The 24,402-nt window shown below is 69.5% G+C and carries 18 protein-coding genes and 2 pseudogenes; 1 reads left to right on the top strand and 19 read right to left on the bottom strand.

Annotated features, from left to right (window positions below; translation table 11 throughout):
• The 15 genes and pseudogenes from IE108_RS10120 to IE108_RS10180 form a co-directional block, all read right to left on the bottom strand.
• Positions 1-493, bottom strand: a pseudogene (locus IE108_RS10120) (hypothetical protein); the annotation flags it as partial.
• 87 nt (positions 494-580) lie between these two features.
• Positions 581-727: pseudogene (locus IE108_RS34790) on the bottom strand (SAM-dependent methyltransferase); the annotation flags it as partial.
• Between the two features lie 88 nt (positions 728-815).
• A complete protein-coding gene (locus IE108_RS10125) occupies positions 816-1,841 on the bottom strand; it encodes an alcohol dehydrogenase (protein ID WP_064727859.1) in 1,026 nt (341 codons plus the stop codon).
• A 152-nt stretch (positions 1,842-1,993) separates the two neighbouring features.
• Positions 1,994-2,611 (bottom strand): VOC family protein, encoded by a 618-nt coding sequence (locus tag IE108_RS10130; protein ID WP_064727860.1) that lies wholly within the window; start codon positions 2,609-2,611, stop codon positions 1,994-1,996.
• 562 nt (positions 2,612-3,173) lie between these two features.
• Positions 3,174-4,064: an SAVMC3_10250 family protein gene (locus IE108_RS35310; RefSeq protein WP_064727862.1), complete on the bottom strand. Its 891-nt coding sequence runs from the start codon at positions 4,062-4,064 to the stop codon at positions 3,174-3,176.
• A gap of 354 nt (positions 4,065-4,418) precedes the next feature.
• Positions 4,419-6,368: a TIGR03960 family B12-binding radical SAM protein gene (locus IE108_RS10135; RefSeq protein ID WP_064727864.1), complete on the bottom strand. Its 1,950-nt coding sequence runs from the start codon at positions 6,366-6,368 to the stop codon at positions 4,419-4,421.
• Between the two features lie 96 nt (positions 6,369-6,464).
• Complete coding sequence (gene rodA, locus IE108_RS10140; protein ID WP_064727865.1) at positions 6,465-7,664, bottom strand: rod shape-determining protein RodA; 1,200 nt, start codon at positions 7,662-7,664, stop codon at positions 6,465-6,467.
• Positions 7,661-9,952 (bottom strand): penicillin-binding protein 2, encoded by a 2,292-nt coding sequence (mrdA, locus tag IE108_RS10145; RefSeq protein ID WP_064727866.1) that lies wholly within the window; start codon positions 9,950-9,952, stop codon positions 7,661-7,663. Before mrdA ends, rodA begins: the two co-directional genes overlap by 4 nt.
• Before the next feature lie 110 nt (positions 9,953-10,062).
• On the bottom strand, positions 10,063-10,734 hold the full coding sequence (gene mreD / locus IE108_RS10150; protein ID WP_064727867.1) for a rod shape-determining protein MreD: 672 nt from the start codon (positions 10,732-10,734) through the stop codon (positions 10,063-10,065).
• Between the two features lie 13 nt (positions 10,735-10,747).
• Positions 10,748-11,776 (bottom strand): rod shape-determining protein MreC, encoded by a 1,029-nt coding sequence (gene mreC / locus IE108_RS10155; protein ID WP_064727868.1) that lies wholly within the window; start codon positions 11,774-11,776, stop codon positions 10,748-10,750.
• A 201-nt stretch (positions 11,777-11,977) separates the two neighbouring features.
• On the bottom strand, positions 11,978-12,997 hold the full coding sequence (locus IE108_RS10160) for a rod shape-determining protein (RefSeq protein WP_007449816.1): 1,020 nt from the start codon (positions 12,995-12,997) through the stop codon (positions 11,978-11,980).
• A gap of 321 nt (positions 12,998-13,318) precedes the next feature.
• Positions 13,319-13,732: a nucleoside-diphosphate kinase gene (gene ndk / locus IE108_RS10165; protein ID WP_064727869.1), complete on the bottom strand. Its 414-nt coding sequence runs from the start codon at positions 13,730-13,732 to the stop codon at positions 13,319-13,321.
• Positions 13,733-13,883: 151 nt separating this feature from the next.
• The gene (locus tag IE108_RS10170; protein WP_064727870.1) at positions 13,884-14,240 is read right to left on the bottom strand and encodes a DUF4233 domain-containing protein; all 357 of its coding nucleotides are present in this window, start codon (positions 14,238-14,240) and stop codon (positions 13,884-13,886) included.
• Positions 14,241-14,246: 6 nt separating this feature from the next.
• Complete coding sequence (folC, locus tag IE108_RS10175; protein ID WP_064727871.1) at positions 14,247-15,761, bottom strand: bifunctional tetrahydrofolate synthase/dihydrofolate synthase; 1,515 nt, start codon at positions 15,759-15,761, stop codon at positions 14,247-14,249.
• Between the two features lie 154 nt (positions 15,762-15,915).
• On the bottom strand, positions 15,916-18,540 hold the full coding sequence (locus IE108_RS10180; RefSeq protein ID WP_064727872.1) for a valine--tRNA ligase: 2,625 nt from the start codon (positions 18,538-18,540) through the stop codon (positions 15,916-15,918).
• A 137-nt stretch (positions 18,541-18,677) separates the two neighbouring features.
• Here IE108_RS10180 and IE108_RS10185 point away from each other — a divergent pair, with 137 nt between their 5' ends.
• Complete coding sequence (locus IE108_RS10185) at positions 18,678-19,664, top strand: hypothetical protein (RefSeq protein ID WP_064727873.1); 987 nt, start codon at positions 18,678-18,680, stop codon at positions 19,662-19,664.
• A 75-nt stretch (positions 19,665-19,739) separates the two neighbouring features.
• Here IE108_RS10185 and clpX read toward each other — a convergent pair whose 3' ends face one another.
• The 4 genes from clpX to tig form a co-directional block, all read right to left on the bottom strand.
• Positions 19,740-21,026, bottom strand: coding sequence for an ATP-dependent Clp protease ATP-binding subunit ClpX (gene clpX, locus IE108_RS10190; protein ID WP_007449827.1), 1,287 nt, complete (start codon positions 21,024-21,026; stop codon positions 19,740-19,742).
• Positions 21,027-21,217: 191 nt separating this feature from the next.
• Positions 21,218-21,898: an ATP-dependent Clp protease proteolytic subunit gene (locus IE108_RS10195; RefSeq protein WP_064727874.1), complete on the bottom strand. Its 681-nt coding sequence runs from the start codon at positions 21,896-21,898 to the stop codon at positions 21,218-21,220.
• Positions 21,899-21,948: 50 nt separating this feature from the next.
• Entirely contained in the window at positions 21,949-22,554 is a 606-nt protein-coding gene (locus tag IE108_RS10200; RefSeq protein ID WP_064731751.1) for an ATP-dependent Clp protease proteolytic subunit, read from the bottom strand.
• A 332-nt stretch (positions 22,555-22,886) separates the two neighbouring features.
• Positions 22,887-24,284, bottom strand: coding sequence for a trigger factor (tig, locus tag IE108_RS10205; RefSeq protein ID WP_064727875.1), 1,398 nt, complete (start codon positions 24,282-24,284; stop codon positions 22,887-22,889).
• Positions 24,285-24,402: the final 118 nt, after the last annotated feature.

The raw sequence follows: 24,402 nt of genomic DNA on the forward strand, positions 1-24,402 counted from the left end.
CCCACGTGTGGAACCAGACGGCCGGCACGACGACGAGGTACCGCCCGAGCAGGGCGAGAACGGCGTACAGCCCGCGCCCGACGGCGACGAGCCCCGCGCCCACCCCGGCGGCGCACCACACGATCGCCCGCCCCGCCGGAGTCAGCACCCACGTGTGGAACCAGACGGCCGGCACCACGAGCAGCACGTGCCCCAGCACGGCCAGCCCCTTGCCCAGCGGCACGACGGCATACCGCCACACCGCGACCAGCGGCCACACGAAGAGCACCCGCCCCAGCCAGGCCAGTGCCCGCCCCAGGGGACGGAGCACGGTGTCGCGCAGGAGCCGCCCGGCCACGACCAGCAGGTCCCACGCCATGCGCACCGGTACGACCAGCACCAGCACGACGATCCGCACCGGGACGCGGATCGCCGCGGCGACGCACCCCTCCGGGTCCGATCGCCGCGGCGGCGGCTCCTGCGGCGGGCCGGACGTCCGCTTCTCGAGGTCCATACCGGCACAGACGCCGAGACGTCCCGTCCGGATCCGGACGGGACGAAGGAATCGGCCGGTGAATCAGGTGAGGGGGTCGCACCCTCGGAGACGAAGACTCGCGAGACCGACGGCGAGCTGGCCGGTTCCACACGCGCAGTCGAGGACGCGTACGTCGGGCGGCAGAGAGCCCACAACATCGCCGTAGTAGACAGCGGCCGCCTTGGCGGGGATCAACCTGTCGTCCCCGATCAGCCACTACTCCCGGCCGCTGAGACTCCACCGGATTTGGTGGCGCGGCGGCCATCACCCGCCAGGACCGGTGGCGATCGGCTGGGCCGGGTCAGTCGGTAGTCAGCACCATCCGGAAGCGTGCGGCGCCCGACAGCATCTTCTGGTAGGCCCTGTCGGCCTCTGCCAGCGGAAGGGCCTCGACCATCGGGCGAATGCCGTGCAGGGCGCTGAACGCCATGGTGTCCTGCACGTCCTGCGCGGTGCCGGACGGGTGGCCGCGCACGGTCCGGCCGGGCATGATCAGCTGGAGTGGACTGATTCCCAGAGGGTCGGGGCTCACTCCGATGACGACGAGTTCGCCGCGGTGCGTCAGGCCGTCCACCGTGGCCGCAATGGCGTCGGAGCTTCCGGCCGTCGCCAGTACGACTTTGGCGCCACCCAGGGATCGAAGAGCCTCCGCGACCGGTGTCGCGCCGGTGCTGTTGACGTAGTGGTGCGCGCCCAGTTGCCTGGCGAACTCGGCCTTTTCCTCGCCTCGGGCGATGGCCACGGTCTCGAATCCCATGGCCACCGCGTACTGGACGCCCAGGTGACCGAGACCGCCAATGCCCAGGACGGCCACGAGATCGCCGGGCCGGGCGGCGCTGCGCCTCAGGCCGTTGTAAGCCGTGACACCCGCGCACGCCATAGGTCCCGCATCGGACGCCGTCAGGGCGTCGGGGATCCTGGCGAGGGCGTCAATCGGCGCGATCATGGTCTCGGCGAAGCCTCCGTCGTAGGTCATGCCGGGAATCTTGAGGTTGTCGCAGACGATGAAGTCGCCCTGGCGGCAGGGAACGCAGTGACCGCAACTCCCTCCGAACCAGCCCACCGTGACCCGGTCCCCCACGTTCCAGGTGTTCTCCTCGGCTCCTTCGCCCAGTTCCTCGATGCGCCCGGCGGCCTCGTGCCCCGGAACGAGCGGGAATCGCACGCCGGGCATGCCGGCGCCGACGAAGACGGCGTCGCTGTGGCAGATTCCGCAGGCCTCGACGGCAATGCGTACGTGCCGGGGGCCAGGTCGCGGTATCTCACGCTCGACGACTTGGAAGGAACCGTTTGCGGTGTCGACCTGTGCAGCTCGATAGGTGTTCATGCGCTTCTCCGAGTTCGGGACAGCGGCGCGGGACCTTAATGGCGCGAGCACGGGTCGTCCGCGGGGCGACCGCGGCAGGCCCGGACGCGCCTGGCGTGTTGGTGCACACCGGCATGCCGTTCAGCGACTCCAGAGGCCGGAACCCCGCGGCGCTACGACGGCAGTTCGGTGCCGGCCTGCTCACGCACCATGTATTCGGCGTACCAATCAGGCCAATCGGGGTCTTCCGCGCCGATGCGGGCCTCGTGCGCCCCGTGTGCCGCCGCGGCCCGGCGCAGCGCGCTCGACAGATCGTCGGCCGAGGCGAACGTCGTCGTCGCGGGGTCCAGGCGCCCCGGGAGCCGGCCGGTGATCTCCTGCGCGACCCAACCGTTGCCATCCGGGTCGCTGAAGGACAGGAACGAGCCGTAGCTGGTTCGCTGCGGATCCGGGCCCGGCACCCGGGCCTCTGTCCCCGCGTGGTGGAAGACGCCGCCTGCATCGTGGAACACCTCGCTCGGCCCGGCGCCGAGCCGCTTCAGCTCGTCGTGCGCCGCGTCGATGTCGTCCACCACGACGTGCAGGCCCTCGGCCGAGCCTGGAGCCTGTGAGGTGACAGAGGTGCCGAAGATGACGGACGCCGGCGACCCTGGGGGCGTCACCTGGACCACCCGGAAGCTGTCGTCGGTGGCGATGTCCGCGTCCAGCCTCCAGCCCAATCGCGTATAGAAGCCCTTGGCCCGGTCGACATCGGACACCGGCACCACCACGACTTCGAGTTTCATGTCCATGGCTGCCACTTCCTCGGCTCCTGCGAAATGCCGATATGACCAGACTCGCACGGTCAGGCCCGGGCCGCGTCCCACGCGGCTGGGAGAAGGCATGACCTGACTCGGCGAGGCCGGTTGTCGAGGGGCGGCAGCACCGGTGCCTGACTGGGTCAGGCCAATGACAGGTCGCGTCCGGACGCGGTCCGACCATTCCACCGCGCACTCGCATGCCCCGGAATGAGGCCCGGAGGGCTCAGACCCACTCCACCTGGGAGACGATCCCCGCCGCTCCCGGGCCCGGCAGCCGCGTTCGACGCGACGGCACAGGCACCGCGGGACAAGCCTCGAAGCGTCGGCCGCCGCAGCACAGCGCGGCCGGCGTCTCGTCCTCACTCACTCCCGCCAGCACCTCGATCACCCGATCGAGCGCCTGGCCAACCTCAGTGTGTGTGACCACTCGATACGGGCGCCGGACCAGCGTCCTTGACCGTGAGAGGCAGCAGCTTCTTCCCGGTCGGCCCGATCTGGATGGCCGTGTCCATCTGCGGGCATACGCCACCCCCAATCCGCTGCACTGCCGTAGTCACGATCCGTCGATCGCGTTCCGACGCCAGAGTCGCGGCAAGCGCTGCCGCCAGGGCATGGAGGCTCGGTTCCCTGCCCCCAGTTCCACACCGCCGCGCCGGGGCCTCTGCACGGCCTCGACGTACAGAGGCGTCGCCACGATCAGCCGGTGCTGCCACACGTCAGGAGGGAAGTTGCAGAGCACTCGTGCGTGACCGTGCAGGTATGCGGGCCCTTCATAGGTAGTCAGGAGCATGTCGTACGCAGACCGTGCAGCAAACTCCTTGTCACGCCGACTGGTCGCGTGGAGTGTCTCCGGTAGCGACGTGTCGCCTTGCGCTTCCCTCTCGGCCAGGTCCGCAGCCAGGTCGTGCAGCCAGTCAGAACCAGAGCCCATCCGCGTAGGCGATGCGTCGGACTGAGCCAGGACATGTCTCCGAGAACCGCACAGGATGACTTGGACCCCGGCGCATGCGTCACCGCCCCTCCCCATCACACAGGGTGGATCCTCAAACGAGGTGAACGTATAGACGCCCCGGTCGTCGAGTCCCCAGTCACGCAGTCTGGCACCGTGCCTGAAGAAGCCAGCGAACTCCAACCAATCGTGTGGAGCGAGCGACTCGCAGGAGGCCGGCAGACTGGTGTGCGCGTCACACTTCCCACGAACGTGGGCTAACACCTGCTCCAATTTCTGACCAAGACCGGCCTCACCAGTCGGAGTCTCACCTACTGCGACACGCAGGCCCGCGCCGAGAGCAGATACCTCTGTCTCCACGGCCCGATCGGTGAAGTGTGCCTTGTCCCCGGAGAAGAACTCACCCAGCTTCGCTTCCGAAAGGTAGAGCAACTCTTTCACCGCACCTCCAGGCGTACCGCGACAGCGTCTGGCACCCGAAGCCTTCCATGCCATCAACGAGGACGACGAGAGCGCGGTGAGTCCCGCGGCTCTGAGGTACGTCTGCAGAGTGCTTCCACGGCACTCAGCCGACCCGTCTCCTGCGCCGAACAAACCTTGTCACGAACCTACCCATGTGTCGGCAGGTGGCCGTCCGTCCGTCAAACCCACTCCACGTCCGACGAGACGCCCGAGGAGGCGCCAGGCGCCGGCAGGGGTGTCCTCAAAGCCTTCTTCTCCGGTTGCCGCCGATCCCTCTGCAAGCCGAGCGCGGTCAGCACCGCCACCGCATCCGACTCTGTGACGTCAGCCACAGCGTCAGCGATGCGGTGGAGCGGCTCGCTCATCCCACAGCCCCGTTTCCGCTGGTCAGTCGGACTTCTTGACCGTCAGGGGCAGCAGCTTCTTGCCCGTCGGGCCCGTTTGTGGCCATGTGTCGAACTGGGGGCACACCCCGCAGTCGAAGCACGGCGTCCAGCGGCAGTCGTCGACCTCGGTCTCGTCGAGGGCGTCCTGCCAGTCCTCCCAGAGCCACTCCTTGTCGAGGCCGGAGTCGAGGTGGTCCCAGGGCAGGATCTCCTCGTAGCCGCGCTCGCGGGTGGTGTACCAGTCGACGTCCACGTCGGTGGGGGCGAGGGCCTTGTCGGCGCAGGCCATCCATCGGTCGTAGGAGAAGTGCTCGCGCCACCCGTCGAAGCGGCCGCCGTCCTCGTAGACCGCGCGGATGACGGCGCCGAGCCGGCGGTCGCCGCGGGAGAGCAGGCCCTCGACGATGCCGGGCTTGCCGTCGTGGTAGCGGAAGCCGATGGAGCGGCCGTACTTCTTGTCGCCGCGGATCTTGTCGCGGAGCTTCTGCAGACGGGCGTCCGTCTCCTCGGAGGAGAGCTGCGGGGCCCACTGGAAGGGGGTGTGCGGCTTGGGGACGAAACCGCCGATGGAGACCGTGCAGCGGATGTCGTTGGAGCCGGAGACCTCGCGGCCCTTGGCGATGACCCGGGTCGCCATGTCGGCGATCTGGAGGACGTCGTCGTCGGTCTCGGTGGGGAGGCCGCACATGAAGTAGAGCTTCACCTGGCGCCAGCCGTTGCCGTAGGCCGTCGCGACGGTGCGGATCAGGTCCTCCTCCGAGACCATCTTGTTGATGACCTTGCGGATGCGCTCGGAGCCGCCCTCGGGGGCGAAGGTGAGGCCGGAACGGCGGCCGTTGCGGGTCAGCTCGTTGGCCAGGTCGATGTTGAACGCGTCGACGCGGGTGGACGGGAGGGACAGGCCGATCTTGTCCTCCGTGTACCGGTCGGCGAGGCCCTTGGCGACGTCGGCGATCTCGGTGTGGTCCGCGGAGGACAGGGAGAGAAGACCCACCTCCTCGAAGCCCGTCGCCTTCAGGCCCTTGTCGACCATCTCGCCGATGCCGGTGATGGAGCGCTCGCGCACCGGGCGGGTGATCATGCCGGCCTGGCAGAAGCGGCAGCCGCGGGTGCAGCCGCGGAAGATCTCCACGGACATCCGCTCGTGGACCGTCTCGGCCAGCGGCACCAAGGGCTGCTTCGGGTAGGGCCACTCGTCGAGGTCCATGACCGTGTGCTTCGAGACGCGCCACGGGACGCCAGAGCGGTTGGGGACGACGCGGGAGATGCGGCCGTCGGGGAGGTACTCGACGTCGTAGAAGCCGGGGACGTAGACGCCGCCCGTCCGGGCGAGGCGCTGGAGCAGCTCCTCGCGGCCTCCCGGGCGGCCCTCGGCCTTCCAGGCGCGGATGATCGCGGTGATCTCCAGGACCGCCTGCTCGCCGTCGCCGATGACGGCGCAGTCGATGAAGTCGGCGATCGGCTCGGGGTTGAACGCCGCGTGGCCGCCGGCCAGGACGACGGGGTCGTCGATGCCGCGGTCCTTGGACTCCAGCGGGATGCCGGCCAGGTCCAGCGCGGTCAGCATGTTGGTGTAGCCCAGCTCCGTGGAGAAGGAGAGGCCGAAGACGTCGAAGGCGCCGACCGGGCGGTGGCTGTCGACGGTGAACTGCGGGACGGAGTGCTCCCGCATCAGGGCCTCCAGGTCCGGCCAGACGCTGTAGGTGCGCTCGGCCAGCACGCCCTGCTGTTCGTTGAGTACCTCGTAGAGGATCATGACGCCCTGGTTGGGCAGTCCGACCTCGTAGGCGTCGGGGTACATCAGGGCCCAGCGGACGTCGCAGGATTCCCAGTCCTTGACCGTGGAGTTGAGCTCTCCGCCGACATACTGGATCGGCTTCTGCACATGCGGGAGCAGAGCTTCGAGCTGCGGAAACACAGACTTCACAGACTCGGCGGCTTCGGCAGGCATCTCACGGAACCTTCGTGTGCTGACAAGGGGGACCATCCAGCCTAACCCGGCCGGGACGGTCCCCCTTACCGCCCGCCGATCACCGGCGGACCGCGCTCAGGCCGACATGGGCCGTTGCACCGTGATCGACTGGAGCAGCCCGACCGCCATCCACACGGCGAACATGGAGGAGCCGCCGTAGGAGACGAAGGGCAGCGGCAGTCCGGTGACCGGCATGATGCCGAGCGTCATGCCGACGTTCTCGAAGGTCTGGAAGGCGAACCAGGCGACGATCCCGGCGGCGACGACCGTGCCGTACAGGTCGGTGGTCTCGCGGGCGATCCTGCAGGCGCGCCAGAGCACCACGCCGAGCAGGGCGATGATCAGCCCCGCGCCGAGGAAGCCCAGCTCCTCGCCGGCGACGGTGAAGACGAAGTCGGTCTGCTGCTCGGGAACGAACCGGCCGGTGGTCTGCGAGCCCTCGAAGAGGCCGGAGCCGGTCAGTCCGCCGGAGCCGATGGCGATGCGCGCCTGGTTGGTGTTGTAGCCGACGCCCGCCGGGTCGAGGGCCGGGTTGGCGAAGGCGGCGAAGCGGGCGATCTGGTAGTCGTCCAGGATGCCGAGCTGCCACACCGCGAGCGCCCCGGCGGTGCCGGCGCCGAGCAGGCCGAAGACCCAGCGGTTGCTGGACCCGGAGGCGAGCAGGACGCCCAGCACGATGATGACCATGACCATGACCGACCCGAGGTCGGGCATGAGCATCACGATCAGCATGGGCACGGTGGCCAGCCCCAGGGCCTGGAGCACGGTCCGGTGGTCCGGGTGCTGCCGGTCCCCCGCGTCGACGCGGGCGGCGAGCAGCATCGCCATGCCCAGGATGATCGTGAGCTTCACGAACTCCGAGGGCTGGAGGGAGAAGCCGCCGGGCAGCTTGATCCAGGAGTGGGCGCCGTTGATGGTCGAGCCGAGCGGGGTGAGCACCAGCAGGATCAGGAACACGGAGGCGCCGTAGAGGACCGGTACGGCGGTGCGCAGGGCGCGGTGGCCGAGCCAGACGATGCCGACCATCAGGGCGAGCCCGATGCCGGTGTTCAGCAGGTGGCGGGTGAGGAAGTAGTACTGGTCGCCCTGGTTGAGTTCGGTCCGGTTGCGGGTCGCGGAGTAGACGAGCAGCGATCCCAGCAGCGACAGCGCGACGGCGGCCAGCAGTATCGGCCAGTCGAGCCGCCGGGCCATGGAGTCCCGGGCGAAGAGGCGGGTCCAGCCGGCCTTCTCGGGGCCGTATCCGGAGACCTGGAAGCTGTTGGCGCCGGTCATGCGCGTGCCCTCCGGCTTCCCTGTGCGCCGCCGGTGCCGCGCCCGCCCGTGCCGCCGCGGCGCCGGCGGCGCCTGGTGTCGCGGTTCTCGGTGTTCTGGGTGGGCGGGGTGGCTCCCTGCTGCTGCTCCTCGACGGGGGCGTACTCCTCCTCGGGGGAGAGCTTCTCGTCGGGCTGGAGGTCCTTGACGATGTCCTTGGGCATCTTCGGGGCCGGGATGGTCCCGTCGGCCTTGATCGTCGGGAGCTTCGCCTGCGGCTGGGGCAGCAGCGCCTTCTTCTTGTCGATCGCGCCGTCGTCCGCGACGCCGTACAGGGCGTCGTAGATGTTGCGGACGGCGGGGCCGGAGGCGCCGGAGCCCGTACCGCCCTGGGAGATCGTCATGACGATGGAGTAGTCCTTGGTGTACGTCGCGAACCAGGACGTCGTCTGCTTGCCGTGGACCTCCGCGGTACCGGTCTTGGCGTGCATCGGGATCTTGTCCTGCGGCCAGCCGCCGAACCGCCAGGCGGCGGTGCCGCGGGTGGCGACGCCGGCGAGGGCGTCGTCCATCTTGGCCAGCGTGGTCTTGCTTATCGGCAGCTTGCCGTGCGACTCGGGTGCGATCGCGCTGACCTGCTTGCCGTCGGGGCTGACGACCGCCTTGCCGATGCTGGGGTCGTAGAGGGTGCCGCCGTTGGCGATGGCCGCGTAGATGGTGGCCATCTGGATGGGGGTGACGAGGGTGTCGCCCTGGCCGATGGAGTAGTTGATGGAGTCACCGGCGCGCAGCCTGTTGCCCTCGAGGCAGCCCTCGTAGGCGAGCTTCTCGACGTACGAGCCGTCCTTCTTGCCGGTCTTGCACCAGGCGTCCTTGTTGGCCTCCCAGTAGTCCTTCTTCCACTGCCGGTCGGGGACGCGGCCGGTGACCTCGTTGGGGAGGTCGATGCCGGTCTCCTTGCCGAGGCCGAACTGGTGGGCAGCCTTGTAGAAGAAGTCGTTGGGATCCTTGGGCTTCGCGCCGCCGTCCTTCTTCCACTCCTCGTGGGCCAGGCGGTAGAAGACGGTGTCGCAGGACAGCTCCAGGGCGCGGCCGAGGCTGATCGGGCCGTAGCTGGCCGACTCGAAGTTCTTGAAGACCTGGCCGCCGAGGTTGTAGGCGCTGGAGCAGTCGTACCTGCCGTCGAAGTCGTAACCGGCCTCCACGGCGGCGGCCGAGGAGACCACCTTGAAGATGGAGCCCGGGGCCGCCTGGCCCTGGGTGGCGCGGTTGAGCAGCGGGTAGTTGGAGTCCTTGCCGGTGAGCCGCTTGTAGTCCTTGGCGGAGATGCCGCCGACCCAGGCGTTCGGGTCGTAGTCGGGGTTGGAGGCCATGGCGACGACGCGGCCGGTCTTGGCCTCCATCACCACGACGGCGCCGGCGTCGGCCTCGTAGAGCCGGTTGGTGTTGCGGTCCATCTCCTTGCGGGCGGCCTTCATCGCCTCGTTCAGCTCGTACTCGGCGACCCGCTGGACGCGGGCGTCGATGCTGGTGACGAGGTTGGAGCCGGGGGTGCCCGCGTCGGACTCGGCCTCGCCGATGACGCGGCCGAGGTTGTCGACCTCGTAGCGGGTGACGCCGGCCTTGCCGCGCAGCGCCTTGTCGTACTGGCGTTCAAGACCGGAGCGGCCGACCTGGTCGGAGCGCAGGAAGGGCGAGTCGGTGTCCTGGGCCTTCTGCAGCTCCTCGTCGGTGACCGGCGAGAGGTAGCCGAGGACCTGGGCGGTGTTGGACTGGCCGGGCGCGGCGTAGCGGCGTACGGCCATGGGCTCGGCGGTGATGCCGGGGAAGTCCTCGGCGCGCTCGCGGATCTGGAGGGCCTGCTTGACGGTGGCCTCGTCGGTGACGGGGATCGGCTGGTAGGGCGAGCCGTTCCAGCAGGGCTGCGGGGTCTTGGCGTCGCAGAGCCGGACCTTGTCGACGACGTCCTGGGGCTGCATGCCGAGGACGGCGGCGAGCTTGGTGAGGACCCCCTTGCCGTCGTCCTTCATCTTCAGCAGTTCGGTGCGCGAGGCGGAGACCACGAGCCGGGTCTCGTTGTCGGCGAGCGGCACGCCGCGGGCGTCCAGGATGGAGCCGCGGGTGGCGGGCTGGACGACCTGCTGGACGTGGTTGCCGGAGGCCTCCTCGGCGTACTCGTCGCCCTGGCGGATCTGGAGGTACCAGAGCCGGCCGCCGAGGGTGGCGAGGAGGGAGAGGACGAGGATCTGGATGACGACGAGCCGGGTCTGGACGCGGGTGCTGCGGCCGGTCTCGGGAATGTTAGTCATGGGCGCAGCCCATTCGGTCGAGGGCGGTGGTGGGCGACGGGTGGGAGGTGGTCACTGGTCTGCCGCCTCCCCCTCGCGATGTGCTGGTTTCCCCGTGTGCTGCCGCGTCGTCACAGCCGCTTGACCCCCTTGATGCGTCCGGCCCGGGCCACGCGGGCCCGCGCGGTCTTGACCCGTAGCCCGGTGCGCTGTCTGCCGATGCGCAGGCCGGTGCCGCCGGAGAGCCAGCCGGAGGAGATGTCGGGGCTCTGGGCGGCGGCGTTGGTGTCGGCCAGCGGGTCGTTGTCGGCGCGCCGGGCGAGCGCCATGACGCCGGGGACGACGAACGGCGCGAGCAGCAGGTCGTACAGCGCGGCCGTGAACAGCAGGCTGGGCAGGCCGACGTGGCGGGCGGCGGTGTCGCCGACCAGGGCGCCGACACCGGCGTAGAGCAGGGTGGTGCCGACGGCGGCGGCGACGACCACGACCATGGGGCCGGTGGCCGACCTGAGCCTGCCGTTGTCGGGCTTGGCGAGTCCGGCGAGGTAGCCGATGACGCAGAGCACCAGGGCGTAGCGGCCGGCCGCGTGGTCGGCGGGCGGGGCGAGGTCGGCGAGGAGTCCGGCGCCGAAGCCGACGAGGGCGCCGCCGACGTGGCCGTAGACCAGGGCGAGGCCGAGGACGGTGAGGAGCAGCAGGTCGGGGACGGCGCCGGGCAGGTGGAGGCGGGCGAGAACGCTCACCTGGACCACCAGGGCGACGACGACCAGGGCGACGGACAGCAGGATCCGGTTGACGCGCATGGGGTGAGAACTCCTACTGCTCGGTCTGCTCGTTCTGCTCTGTCTGGTCGTTCTGCTGGTCCTGCTGGGACTGCTGGTCCTGCTGCGACTGCTCGTCCTGGCCGTTCTGCGTCAGGCCCTCCGGGTCGGCGCCGGCGGACGGGGTCGCGGTGACCGTCACGGTCGGCGTGGGCTTGGGCTTCGCCTTCTCCGGGAGCACGGTGTCGCGCGGGTCCTTCTGCGGGGCCTGGACGACGACGCCGATGATGTCGAGCTTGGTGAAGCTGACGAACGGGGTGACCTCCAGGATCCGGGTGAGGTCCCCGCCGTTGGGGTCGACGCGGGAGACGGTGCCGACCGGGACGCCGGGCACGAACGGCTTGTCGGCCTGGGAGCCGAAGGTGACCAGGCGGTCGCCCTTCTTGACGTCGGCCTTGCCGTTGAGCAGTTCGACGCGCAGCGGGCGGCTGCCCTGGCCGGCGGCGAATCCGAGTTCGTCGCCGGACTCCATGCGGGTGCCGACGGTGAAGTCCGGGTCGTTGGCGAGCAGCACGGTGGCACTGTTCGGGCCGACGGTGGTGACGCGTCCGACGAGTCCGTCGCCGTTGAGGACGGTCATGTCGCGCTTGATGCCGTCGTTGGCCCCGGCGTCGATGGTGATGGTCCAGGAGAAGCCCTGGGCGGCTCCTATGGCGATGACCTGGGCGCCCTTGATCCCGTACTGCCCGGCCCCGGCCAGGCCCAGCATCTTGTCGAACTGCTTGAGCCGGCTGCGGCCGCGCTCGTCGCTGCCGAGCTTCGCCTTCAGGGCCGCGTTCTGCGTCTCCAGTGCGGCGAGGCGGTCGTGCCGGTCGCCGGAGTCGCGGATGGCCGAGACGGCGTTGCCGACCGGGTCGACCGCGGAGGAGACCCCGTTCTCGATCGGACCGAAGACGTTGGCCGCGGCCTGCCGGGCACCGTCGACCGGGGAGTCCTCCCCACCGCGGATGTCCACCGTGATCAGCGCGAACGCGACGGCGATCAGCAGTACCAGGAGCAGCCGGCTCTCTTTCGTGTCCCTCACGTGCGGCGGCCGTGCCTTCCTCGTCGAAATTCGGGAATCTCGGAATTTACGTGGCGGTGTTCAGGAATTCAGCTGATTCGGTACGTCGCGGTACGTGCGGTGCATCGGGCGCTTCACGTACGTCCGGTACTGGAACCCTCTATATCAACGATCCGCCGCACGAGAGGAGATCGTCTCGTACGGCGGAACCGAAGTGTTACGTCATCTGCGGGGCGAGGCGTCCAGGACCTGCTGGAGCGCCTCGAACTCCTCGACGCACTTGCCGGAGCCGAGCGCTACGCTGTCCAGCGGGTCCTCGGCGATGTGGATCGGCATGCCGGTCTCCCGGCGCAGCCGCTCGTCGAGCCCGCGCAGCAGCGCGCCGCCGCCGGTCAGGACGATGCCCCGGTCCATGATGTCGCCGGACAGCTCCGGCGGACACTTGTCGAGGGTCGTCTTGACGGCGTCGACGATCGCGTTGACCGGTTCCTCGATCGCCTTGCGGACTTCGGCGGCGGAGATGACGACGGTCTTGGGCAGGCCGGAGACCAGGTCCCGGCCACGGATTTCGGTGTGCTCGTCGGAGTCGAGGTCGTACGCGGAGCCGATCGTGATCTTGATCTGCTCGGCCGTGCGCTCACCCAGGAGGAGGCTGTACTCCTTCTTCACGTGCTGGATGATCGCGTTGTCCAGCTCGTCACCCGCGACGCGGATGGACTGGGCCGTGACGATGCCGCCGAGCGAGATGACCGCGACCTCCGTGGTGCCGCCGCCGATGTCCACCACCATGTTGCCCGTGGCCTCGTGGACCGGCAGGCCGGAGCCGATGGCCGCGGCCATGGGCTCCTCGATGATGTGCACCTGCCGGGCGCCGGCCTGGGACGACGCCTCGATGACGGCGCGGCGCTCGACACCCGTGATGCCCGAGGGCACACAGACGACGACCCGCGGACGAGCCAGATACCGCCGCTTGTGGATCTTCAGGATGAAGTAGCGGAGCATCCGCTCGGTGATCTCGAAGTCGGCGATGACGCCGTCCTTCAGCGGACGCACGGCAACGATGTTGCCGGGCGTGCGCCCGATCATCTTCTTCGCTTCGGCGCCGACCGCGAGGATGCCACCGGTGTTGGTGTTGATCGCGACGACGGACGGCTCGTTGAGTACGATCCCGCGACCCCTGACGTACACCAGCGTGTTGGCGGTCCCGAGGTCGACAGCCATGTCACGGCCGATGAACGACATTGAGTTCCCCATCAGGATTCGACTGGCCTTCCCAGGAGCTTTTGAGGGCTTTTCAGGTAGGCGAAGTGGGTGCAGTGACGCGTGGAGGCTTCTATCGTAGACGCGCTTTCGCGAACACTGCGCGAGGGTCTTCGCCATTGTCAGCAGATGGCGCACCGCCTCGCTTGTGGAGACGGGCCAACGGTGGGATCCGTTCCCCCGAACAGGCGCGCATATGCCGCGGGGCGGCCGCTTTCAGGGCGACCGCCCTCCTGCTCCGCCTGGGCCGTTCGACTGACGCGCGGTCAGAAAAAAGGTGGTGCGGCGTGTCCCGGTGCGGGCTCAGACCCGGCCCGGGAAGAAGATCTTCAGCTCGCGCTCGGCGGACTCCTCGGAGTCGGAGGCGTGGATCAGGTTCTCCCGGACGATGACGCCGTAGTCCCCGCGGATGGAGCCGGGGGCGGCGGCGATCGGGTCGGTCGGGCCGGCCAGCGCGCGCACGCCCTCGATGACCCGCTCGCCCTCGACGACCAGGGCGACGACCGGGCCGGACGCCATGAACTCGACCAGCGGCTCGTAGAAGGGCTTGCCCTTGTGCTCGCCGTAGTGCTGCTCCAGGGTCTCGGCGTCCAGGGTGCGCAGTTCCAGCGCGGTGATCTGCCAGCCGGCCTTGCGCTCGATACGGCTGATGATCTCGCCGGTCAGGCCACGACGGACGGCGTCGGGCTTGAGGAGGACGAGGCTGCGCTGCGTCACGAGGGGCTCCCTTGGAGGTGTGCGGTTGTGCGGGTGATGACTGAGGTTACCGGGCGTGTCGCGGCGCCGGTCACACAGCGTCAGCCGCTGCCCCGGGCGCCCGCCGCCGGGCGCTCCGCGACGCCCGTCCCCGGCACCGTCCGGCGCCGGCTCAGGCGGCGTCCGGGGCGGCGGCCTCGCTCTGGGCGGCGAATCTCGCCTTCGCCTCGTCGATCTTGCGCCCGTAGTGCACGGAGGCCCACCACAGGGCCGCGAAGGCGACGCCCAGGAAGAACATCGCCGGGACGACGAAGCCGGAGGCGATCAGGGCGATCTGCAGCGCCCAGCCGAGGGCGACGCCGCCCGGCCGGGTCACGGCGCCGCACAGCGCCACGCACAGGAACATGGCGATGCCGCAGACCGTCCACACCGTCCCCGTGGACAGGTCCGGGTCCTTCATCGCGACCAGGCCGGCGAAGCCGATCACGAAGACCTCGCCGATCAGAGTGGAAGCACAGAGCGTACGCACGGTTTCTCAGCCCCTCCCCAGGAGCAGTCGGGCCTCGCCGACGGTGATGACGGAACCGGTGACGAGCACACCGCCGCCCGAGAACTCGCCCTCCTCCTCGGCCAGCGTGATCGCGGCCTCCAGGGCGTCCGGCAGCCGGGGCTCGACCTGGACGCGGTCCTCGCCGAACACCTCGACGGCGATGCCGGCCAGTTCGTCCGCGTCCATCGCGCGGTGGCTGGAGTTCTGGGTGACGACGACCTCGGCGAAGACCGGCTCGAAGGCCTCCAGGAAGCCCCGCACGTTCTTGTCGCCGCTCGCGCCGACCACGCCGATGAGGCGGCTGAACTCGAACGCCTCCCCGACGGCCTCCGCGGTGACCCGTGCTCCGGCCGGATTGTGGGCGGCGTCCAGCACCACGGTCGGCGAGCGGCGCACCACCTCCATCCGTCCGGGCGAGGCGACGGCGGCGAAGGCCTTGCGGACGGTGTCGACGTCCAGGGGCTCGGGCCGCTGCGCGCCGACGCCGAAGAACGCCTCCACGGCGGCCAGCGCGACGGCGGCGTTGTGCGCCTGGTGGGCGCCGTGCAGCGGCAGGTAGAGCTCGGGGTACTCGCCGCCGAGGCCGCGCAGGGTCATCAGCTGGCCGCCGACGGCGACCTGCCGGGAGACGACGCCGAACTCCAGGCCCTCGCGGGCGACGGTGGCGTTGACGTCGACGGCCTTCTTCAGCAGCACCTGCGCGGCGTCCACCGGCTGCTGGGCCAGGATGACGGTCGCGTCCTGCTTGACGATGCCGGCCTTCTCGGTCGCGATCTCGCCGGGCGTCTCGCCCAGGCGGTCGGTGTGGTCCAGGTCGATGGGGGTGACGACGGCGACGTCCCCGTCGATGACGTTGGTCGCGTCCCAGGAGCCGCCCATGCCGACCTCGACGACGGCGACGTCCACGGGCGCGTCGGCGAACGCGGCGTAGGCCATGCCGGTCAGCACCTCGAAGAAGGACAGCCGGTACTCCTGCTGGGCGTCCACCATCTCGACGTACGGCCTGATGTCCCGGTACGTCTCGACGAAGCGCTCGGCGGAGATCGCGGCGCCGTCCAGGCTGATGCGCTCGGTGATCGACTGCACGTGCGGCGAGGTGTAGCGCCCGGTGCGCAGCTCGAAGGCGCCGAGCAGGGCCTCGATCATGCGGGCGGTGGAGGTCTTGCCGTTCGTCCCCGTGATGTGGATGGAGGGGTACGAGCGCTGCGGGTCGCCCAGCACGTCCATCAGCGCGGCGATCCGGGCGACGGACGGCTCCAGCTTGGTCTCGCCCCAGCGGGTCGCCAGCTCCGCCTCGACCTCGCGCAGGGCCTCGTCCACCTCGGGGTCCTCGGGGCGCCCGGGGACGTCGGCCTGCGGGGGGCCGCCCTGGGTGCGCAGGGTGCGGCTGCCGGCCTCGATGACGGCGAGGTCGGGGTCGCGGGTGGTCTCCTCCGCGATGATCTGCTCGAAGGGGTCAGCGGGGTCGGGCTGGTCGTTGTCGCCGGGGTTGTCACTCACGGGTCCCAGTCTACGGAGGTCGCCCGCGGCGGGGTGGCTGAGGTCCCGTGGCGTGGGACGGCCCGTCGTGGCTTGTCGCGCAGTTCCCCGCGCCCCTGGGGCGCGAAGGCTCCCGGCGCTTGTATGCGCCGGGAGCCTTCATCGACCTACGGCGTTACGCCTGCGGCAGCTTCTCCAGCTGGGACTGGATGCGGGTGATGTCCTCGTCCGCCTTGGTGAGGCGGCCGCGGATCTTGTCGACCACGTTGTCCGGGGCCTTGGCGAGGAAGGCCTCGTTGCCGAGCTTGGCGTTGGCCTGGGCCTTCTCCTTCTCGGCCGCGGCGAGGTCCTTCGCGAGCCGCTTGCGCTCGGCGGCGAAGTCGATCACCCCGGAGAGGTCGAGGGCGACCTCGACGCCCGCGACCGGCAGCGTGGCCGTCGCCTGGAAGGCGTCGCCCTCGGGCTGGAGGCGGAGCAGCTGGCGCACCGCCGCCTCGTGGGCCGCGAGCGGGCTGCCCGCGAGGGTCAGCCGGGCCGGGACGCGCTGGCCGGGCTGGAGGCCCTGGTCGGCGCGGAAGCGGCGGACCTCGGTGATCACCGACTGGACGGTCTCGATCTCCCGCTCGGCGTCGGCGTCCCGGAAACCGGAGTCCGCCGGCCACTCGGCGATCACGACGGACTCACCGCCCGTGAGGGTGGTCCACAGGGTCTCCGTGACGAAGGGGACGACCGGGTGGAGCAGGCGCAGCGTGACGTCCAGGACCTCGCCCAGGACGCGCTTGGAGACCTCGGCCGCCTCGCCGCCGGCCTGGAAGGTGGTCTTGGACAGCTCGACGTACCAGTCGAAGACCTCGTCCCAGGCGAAGTGGAACAGGGCGTCGGAGAGCTTCGCGAACTGGTAGTCCTCGTAGTACGCGTCGACCTCGGCGACCACCGAGTTCAGCCGGGACAGGATCCAGCGGTCGGTGGACGACATCCGCGAGGCGTCCGGGAGCGGGCCCTCGACCGTCGCGCCGTTCATCAGCGCGAAGCGGGTGGCGTTCCAGATCTTGTTGGCGAAGTTCCGGGAGCCCTGGACCCAGTCCTCGCCGATGGGGACGTCGACGCCCGGGTTGGCGCCGCGCGCGAGGGTGAAGCGGAGCGCGTCGGAGCCGTACTTGTCCATCCAGTCCAGCGGGTTGACGACGTTCCCGAAGGACTTGGACATCTTCTTGCCGTTCTGGTCACGGACCATGCCGTGCAGGGCGATGGTGTGGAACGGCGGGGTGCCGTCCATCGCGTAGAGGCCGAACATCATCATCCGGGCGACCCAGAAGAAGAGGATGTCGTAGCCGGTGACCAGGACGGAGTTCGGGTAGAACTTCGCGAGCGACTCGGTCCGCTCCGGCCAGCCCAGCGTGGAGAACGGCCACAGGCCGGAGGAGAACCACGTGTCGAGCACGTCGTTGTCCTGCGTCCAGCCCTCGCCGGCCGGCGCCTCCTCGTCGGGGCCGACGCAGACGACCTCGCCGTTGGGCCCGTACCAGACCGGGATGCGGTGGCCCCACCACAGCTGGCGCGAGATGCACCAGTCGTGGAGGTTGTCGACCCAGTCGAAGTACCGCTTCTCCATCTCCTGCGGGTGGATCTTGACCTTGCCGTCGCGGACGGCGTCGCCGGCGGCCTTGGCGAGCGGGCCGACCTTGACCCACCACTGCATGGACAGGCGCGGCTCGATGGTGGTCTTGCAGCGCGAGCAGTGGCCGACGCTGTGGACGTAGGGCCGCTTCTCGGCGACGATCCGGCCCTCGGCGCGCAGCGCGGCGACGATGGCGGAGCGGGCCTCCAGGCGGTCCAGGCCCTGGAAGGGGCCGTGGGCGGTGATGACGGCGTGCTCGTCCATGACCGCGATGGCGGGCAGGTCGTGGCGCTGGCCGATCTCGAAGTCGTTCGGGTCGTGGGCGGGCGTCACCTTGACGGCGCCGGTGCCGAACTCGGGGTCGACGTGCTCGTCCGCGACGACCGGGATGGAGCGGTCGGTCAGCGGGAGCTTGACCTGCTTGCCGATCAGGTGCTTGTAGCGCTCGTCCTCGGGGTGGACGGCGACGGCCGTGTCGCCGAGCATCGTCTCCGCGCGGGTGGTGGCGACGACGATGGTGTCGTCCCCGTCCCCGTACTTCATGGAGACCAGCTCGCCGTCGTCGTCCTGGTACTCGACCTCGATGTCGGAGATCGCGGTGAGACAGCGCGGGCACCAGTTGATGATGCGCTCGGCGCGGTAGATCAGCTCGTCGTCGTAGAGCCGCTTGAAGATGGTCTGGACGGCCTGCGAGAGGCCCTCGTCCATCGTGAAGCGCTCACGGGACCAGGCGACCGCGTCGCCGAGGCGGCGCATCTGCCCGCTGATCTGTCCGCCGGACTCGGCCTTCCACTGCCAGACGCGCTCGACGAACGCCTCCCGGCCGAGGTCGTGCCGGGACTTGCCCTCCTTGGCCAGCTCCCGCTCGACGACGTTCTGCGTGGCGATGCCGGCGTGGTCCATGCCGGGCTGCCACAGCGTCTCGTATCCCTGCATGCGCTTGCGGCGGGTCAGGGCGTCGATGAGCGTGTGCTCGAAGGCGTGGCCGAGGTGCAGGCTGCCGGTGACGTTCGGCGGGGGGATGACGACGGTGTACGGAGGCTTCACGCTCTTGGCGTCGGCCTCGAAGTAACCCCGTTCCACCCAGCGCTCGTACAGCTTCCCCTCTACCTCGGCCGGCGCGTACTGGGTCGGCAGTTCGGTGGTGGGTGCGGGCTGCGGCTGCTGAGAGTTCTCGGTCACGGGGGTCAGTTTACGGGCGTCACGGCCCTGTCCCGAAACGCGTTTCGTTTGTAACGGTGCGCCCCCCGGTGACCTGCGCACGCCATGTCTGAGTCAGGATGTCGGCATCACGTAAGCATCTGGAGGGGAACCCAGGAATGTCTCACAACCAGCCGGGCCCGTACGGCGGGCAGCCCCAGCAGCCCGGACCGTACGGCCAGCCGGGCCCGTACGGCCAGCAGCCGCCGCAGGCCCCCCAGCCCGGCTACGGCTACCCCCAGCAGTCCCCTCCCCCGCAGCCGGGCTACGGCTACCCGCAGCAGCAGCCGCAGGGCGGCGTCCCGCCGCAGACCCCTCCCTACGGCCAGCAGCCCCCGTACGGCCAGCAGCCGCCCTACGGCCAGCAGCCCTACGGCATGCCCCAGCCCCCGGCGCCGGGCGGCGGCAAGAAGAAGACCGGCCTGATCATCGGCGCCGTGGCGGTCGTCGCGGCGATCGGCGTGGGCGCGTACTTCGTGCTGGGCGGGGGCGGCGGCGCGGGCGGCCTGGAGGACGACGGCGCGCACAAGCTGACGACGCCGGCGACGGTCCTCGGCGACTACAAGCGCGCGAGCGAGGAGTCCGCCGAGACCGACGAGAGCACGGTGGAGGACCTCAAGAAGAGCGGGGTGGAGAACGGCACGAGCGTGACCGGCTTCTACACCACCGCCGACCTGACCGGTTACGACCCCTCGGACCCGGAGACCGCCCCCGACCCGAGCGAGATGGCGACGGCCAAGGGCGTCACCTTCATCGGCGCGTACGGGAAGATCTCCGAGCCGGAGGCCGTACTCGACAAGTTCTTCGCCGAGTTCAAGAAGGAGTCGGAGAAGAACTCCTCCTCGTCCTCAGCCGAGACCGGTGGCGGCGGCAAGGTGGTCGGGGAGCCCGAGTCGGTCGACATCGACGGCGCGGTCATGAAGTGCCAGGGGGTCGAGGGGAAGAACCCGCTGACCAAGAAGCAGAAGACGGACTGGATCTGCGCCTGGTCGGACTACAGCACGATCGCGCTGGTCTCCCCCGGCGATGCCACCAAGGGCGTGACGAAGGACGTCGCCGTGGACATCACCACCAAGCTCCGCAAGGAGATCCGCGTCAAGGCCTGACGCCCGCGGGCGACATGGAAGGGGCCCCGGTCGAGTCGACCGGGGCCCCTTCGGCGTGCGTCGTGCGGGCGGCGGTTACGCCGTCTTCTGCTCGCCCGAGCCGCGTCCGCGCGAATCCCGGGGGATCAGCGTCGGGTTGACGTTGGAGAGGACCACGTCGGCGGTGATGACGACGCGGGCGACGTCCTTGCGGGACGGGACCTCGTACATCACGCCCTGGAGGACCTCCTCCATGATGGCGCGCAGGCCGCGGGCGCCGGTCTGGCGGAGGATGGCCTGGTCGGCGATGGCCTCCAGGGCCTCGCGCTCGAAGTCCAGCTCCACGCCGTCGAGTTCGAAGAGGCGCTCGTACTGCTTGACGAGCGCGTTGCGCGGCTCGACGAGGATCTGGAGCAGGGCCTCGCGGTCCAGGTTATGCACCGAGGTGATGACCGGGAGCCGGCCGATGAACTCGGGGATCATGCCGAACTTGACCAGGTCCTCCGGCATGACCTGCTCGAACTGGTCCTTGGACTCGATCTCCCGCTTGGAGCGGATCTGCGCGCCGAAGCCGATGCCCTTGGCACCCGCGCGGCCCTCGATGATCTTCTCCAGGCCGGCGAAGGCACCGCCCACGATGAACAGGACGTTCGTCGTGTCGATCTGGATGAACTCCTGGTGCGGGTGCTTGCGGCCGCCCTGCGGCGGGACGGAGGCGGTGGTGCCCTCCAGGATCTTCAGCAGGGCCTGCTGGACGCCCTCGCCCGACACGTCGCGCGTGATGGAGGGGTTTTCACTCTTCCGCGCGACCTTGTCGATCTCGTCGATGTAGATGATGCCGGTCTCGGCCTTCTTGACGTCGTAGTCCGCGGCCTGGATCAGCTTCAGCAGGATGTTCTCGACGTCCTCGCCGACGTACCCCGCCTCGGTGAGCGCCGTGGCGTCGGCGATCGCGAAGGGGACGTTCAGCATGCGCGCCAGGGTCTGCGCGAGGAGGGTCTTGCCGGAGCCCGTGGGGCCCAGCAGGAGGATGTTGGACTTCGCCAACTCGATGGCGTCCTCGCGGCCTTGGGCGCCGCCGTTCTCGCCGGCCTGGACGCGCTTGTAGTGGTTGTACACCGCGACGGAGAGCGCCTTCTTGGCCGCCTCCTGGCCGACCACGTAGCTCTCGAGGAACTCGTAGATCTCGCGGGGCTTCGGGAGCTCCTCCCAGCGCACCTCGCTGGTCTCCGCGAGCTCTTCCTCGATGATCTCGTTGCAGAGATCGATGCACTCGTCGCAGATGTAGACACCGGGCCCTGCGATGAGCTTCTTGACCTGCTTCTGGCTCTTGCCGCAGAACGAGCACTTGAGCAGATCGCCGCCGTCACCGATGCGTGCCACGGTGTGCTTCCCCTTCGCCTGGGAGACTCCTGGACGTCGACCTGGCGTCAACGCGCAGCGGACTCCTGGTGCTGCCTTATGTCCGACGGTACCTTGCCCGGCCCCCCGTCCGGGCCCCCCTTGGCACGGTTCGCCTTGACGTGAATCGCGTCAAACCGTGCCAAGGAGCGGCAGACGATACAGCCTCCCGCCTAGCGGAGAGAGGAGTTGTCCATCTTCCGGGTGGTGATGATCTGGTCGATCAGGCCGTAGCTCAGCGCGTCCTCGGCCGTGAGGATCTTGTCGCGCTCGATGTCCTCGCGGATCTTCTCGACCGGCGTGGTGGAGTGCTTGGCCAGCATCTCCTCCAGCTGCGAGCGCATCCGGAGGATCTCGTTGGCCGCGATCTCCAGGTCGGAGACCTGACCGCGGCCGGTCTCGCTGTAGGGCTGGTGGATCAGCACGCGGGCGTTCGGCAGCGCCATGCGCTTGCCCGGGGTGCCGGCGGCCAGCAGGACGGCGGCGGCGGAGGCCGCCTGGCCCATGCAGACCGTCTGGATGTCCGGCTTCACGTACTGCATCGTGTCGTAGATGGCCGTGAGCGCCGTGAAGGAGCCGCCGGGGCTGTTGATGTAGACCGAGATGTCCCGGTCGGGGTCCATCGACTCCAGGCACAGCAGCTGCGCCATGACGTCGTTGGCGGAGGCGTCGTCGATCTGGACGCCGAGGAAGATCACGCGCTCCTCGAAGAGCTTCGCGTACGGGTCGTACTCGCGCACGCCCTGCGAGGTGCGCTCGACGAAGCGCGGGATCACGTAGCGGGACTCGGCGGACGGGCCGGTGTACTCGGCGCGCGTGCGGTCGTACAGGCCGCTGCCGGGGAAGTCGTTCACAGTGTCTCCTGTAAAGGGGCTGAGGCGGTCGGCTCGGGGCGGGGTGCGGCTCAGGCGCCCGTGCCGCCGCCACCCGGCATGCCGGCGGCGGTGGGGATCACGTCGTCGATGAGGCCGTACTCCTTGGCCTCGAAGGCGTCGAACCAGCGGTCGCGGTCCGAGTCGCGGGTGATCTGCTCGACCGACTGGCCGGTGTGCTGCGAGGTCAGCTCCGCCATGCGCTTCTTGGTGTGCAGCAGCCGCTCCGCGTGGATCTTGATGTCCGAGGCGGAACCGGCGAGGCCGGCGGACGGCTGGTGGATCAGGATCTCGGCGTTGGGCAGCGCGAAGCGCTTGCCCGGAGTGCCCGCGCTGAGCAGGAACTGCCCCATGGAGGCGGCGAGGCCCATCGCGATCGTCACCACGTCGTTCTTGATGAACTGCATGGTGTCGTAGATCGCCATGCCGGCCGTGATCGAACCGCCCGGGCTGTTGATGTACAGGAAGATGTCCTTGTCCGGGTCGGCGGCAAGGAGCAGCAGCTGTGCGGTGATCTTGTTGGCAATGTCGTCGTCGACCGGCTGGCCGAGGAAGATGATCCGCTCGCCGAGCAGCCGGTTGTAGACCTGGTCGCCGAGGCCGCCACCGATGGAGGGCTCGCCGGCGGCTGAGGGCATCAGATTCGTCACGTATCCACCTGCTCGTCTTACGACGGCGCCGGGCCGTCTCACGTTTCCCTGCGGGGCTGGAGCCGCTTTCGGAGACTCCCCTGCCCTCGTATTCATGGACCCTAACGCGGGGGGCCTGCGGCGCCATCCCGGTTCCCGCGGTGTTCGCCGGGGGCGTAGCGCCGGGACGGTGCCGATTCGTCGCCGGGCGCGGGCCGCCTGTGGCCGGTCGCGCAGTTCCCCGCGCCCCTGGGTGGGCTGTCCTGCCCCATGCCGAACGGGCCCCGGCGTCGGAACGTCCGGGGCCCGTTTCACATCCGTCGGGGACGGCGCGAGGGTGATCAGCCCTCGGTCTTCTCCTCGGCCTTCTCGTCACCCGACTCGGTGGACTCGGCGGCGGCCTCGGCGGCCTCCGTCTCCTCGTCCTCCTCGTCGTCCAGGTCGACGATCTCGCCGTTGGTGTCCTTGACCGTGGCCTTCTCGACCACGGCGGCCAGGGCCTTGCCGCGGGCGACCTCGCCGACGAGGAGCGGCACCTGGCCCTGCTCGACGACGGCCTGGGCGAACTGGTCGGGGGACATGCCGGAGGAGGCGGCGCGGCGCATGAGGTGCTCGGTCAGCTCTTCCTGGCTGACGTTGAGCTTCTCCTGCTTGACCAGCTCGTCGAGGACGAACTGGGTCTTGATGCCCTTGACCGCGGCCTCGCGGGTCTCGGTCTCGAACTCCTCGGCGGTCTTGCCCTGGAGCTCCAGGTACTTCTCCAGGTCGAGACCCATCTGGCCGAGCTGGTGGTGCTCGAGGTTGTGCTTACGGGTGTTGATCTCGTCCTCGAGGAGCTTCTCGGGGACCGGGACCTCGACCAGGTCGAGCAGCTTGTCCAGCACCCGCTCCTGGGCCTGGGTGGCCTGGTCGTACTGCTTCATGTTGGCGAGGCGCTTGCGGCTGTCGGCGCGCAGCTCCTCCAGGGTGTCGAACTCCGACGCGAGCTGCGCGAAGTCGTCGTCCAGCTCGGGCAGCTCGCGCGCGGCGACCTGGCTGACCTTGACGGTCACCTCGGCCTCCTTGCCGGCCGCCGAGCCGCCCTTGAGCTCGGAGGTGAAGGTGGCCTCGCCACCGGCCTCCAGGCCCTTCACGGCGTCGTCGATGCCTTCCAGCAGCTCCCCGGACCCGATGGTGTAGGAGACGCCGTCGGCGACGCCGTCCTCCAGGACCTCGCCGTCGACCTTGGCCTTCAGGTCGAGGGTGACCACGTCGCCGTCGGCGGCGGCGCGCTCGACCGGGGAGGTGGAGGCGAAGCGCTCGCGCAGCTGCTCCACCGACTTCTCGACGTCCTCGTCGGAGACGTCGACGGCGTCGACCTCGACCTCGATGCCGGAGTAGTCCGGGATCTCGACGGTCGGGCGGACGTCGACCTCGGCGGTGAAGTTCAGCGTCTCGCCGTCCTTCAGCTCCGTGATGTCGACCTCGGGCTGGCCGAGCGGGTTCAGCTCGGCCTCGTTGACCGCGTCGGTGTAGAACTTGGGAAGCGCGTCGTTGACCGCCTCCTCCAGCACCGCACCGCGGCCGAACCGCTGGTCGATGACCCGGGCCGGGATCTTGCCCTTGCGGAAGCCCTTCACCGTGACCTGCTGGTTGATCTTCTTGTACGCCGCGTCGAGGCTGTCCTTGAGCTCCTCGAAGGGCACCTCGACAGTGAGCCGAACCCGGGTCGGGTTCAGGGTCTCCACGGCGCTCTTCACGGTTCGGTCTCCTTGGTGGCTGACTTCTTGGGTTCTGCCGGAACCAGAGAGGCATCCGGCAAATTTCGCCGCCCGGAGACTTCAGACGCTGAGACACACGGGCGTGCAGCTTGCATAG

This window comes from Streptomyces parvulus (assembly GCF_014648855.1).
GTDB classification, from domain to species: domain Bacteria; phylum Actinomycetota; class Actinomycetes; order Streptomycetales; family Streptomycetaceae; genus Streptomyces; species Streptomyces parvulus.

Bases quoted from the DNA above. Each gene is read 5' to 3' on its own strand.
- IE108_RS10125 (WP_064727859.1), bottom strand. From the start codon at position 1,841: ATGAACACCTATCGAGCTGCACAGGTCGACACCGCAAACGGTTCCTTC.
- IE108_RS10130 (WP_064727860.1), bottom strand. From the start codon at position 2,611: ATGGACATGAAACTCGAAGTCGTGGTGGTGCCGGTGTCCGATGTCGAC.
- IE108_RS35310 (WP_064727862.1), bottom strand. From the start codon at position 4,064: ATGGCATGGAAGGCTTCGGGTGCCAGACGCTGTCGCGGTACGCCTGGA.
- IE108_RS10135 (WP_064727864.1), bottom strand. From the start codon at position 6,368: ATGCCTGCCGAAGCCGCCGAGTCTGTGAAGTCTGTGTTTCCGCAGCTC.
- rodA (WP_064727865.1), bottom strand. From the start codon at position 7,664: ATGACCGGCGCCAACAGCTTCCAGGTCTCCGGATACGGCCCCGAGAAG.
- mrdA (WP_064727866.1), bottom strand. From the start codon at position 9,952: ATGACTAACATTCCCGAGACCGGCCGCAGCACCCGCGTCCAGACCCGG.
- mreD (WP_064727867.1), bottom strand. From the start codon at position 10,734: ATGCGCGTCAACCGGATCCTGCTGTCCGTCGCCCTGGTCGTCGTCGCC.
- IE108_RS10160 (WP_007449816.1), bottom strand. From the start codon at position 12,997: ATGTCGTTCATCGGCCGTGACATGGCTGTCGACCTCGGGACCGCCAAC.
- IE108_RS10185 (WP_064727873.1), top strand. From the start codon at position 18,678: ATGTCTCACAACCAGCCGGGCCCGTACGGCGGGCAGCCCCAGCAGCCC.
- IE108_RS10200 (WP_064731751.1), bottom strand. From the start codon at position 22,554: ATGCCCTCAGCCGCCGGCGAGCCCTCCATCGGTGGCGGCCTCGGCGAC.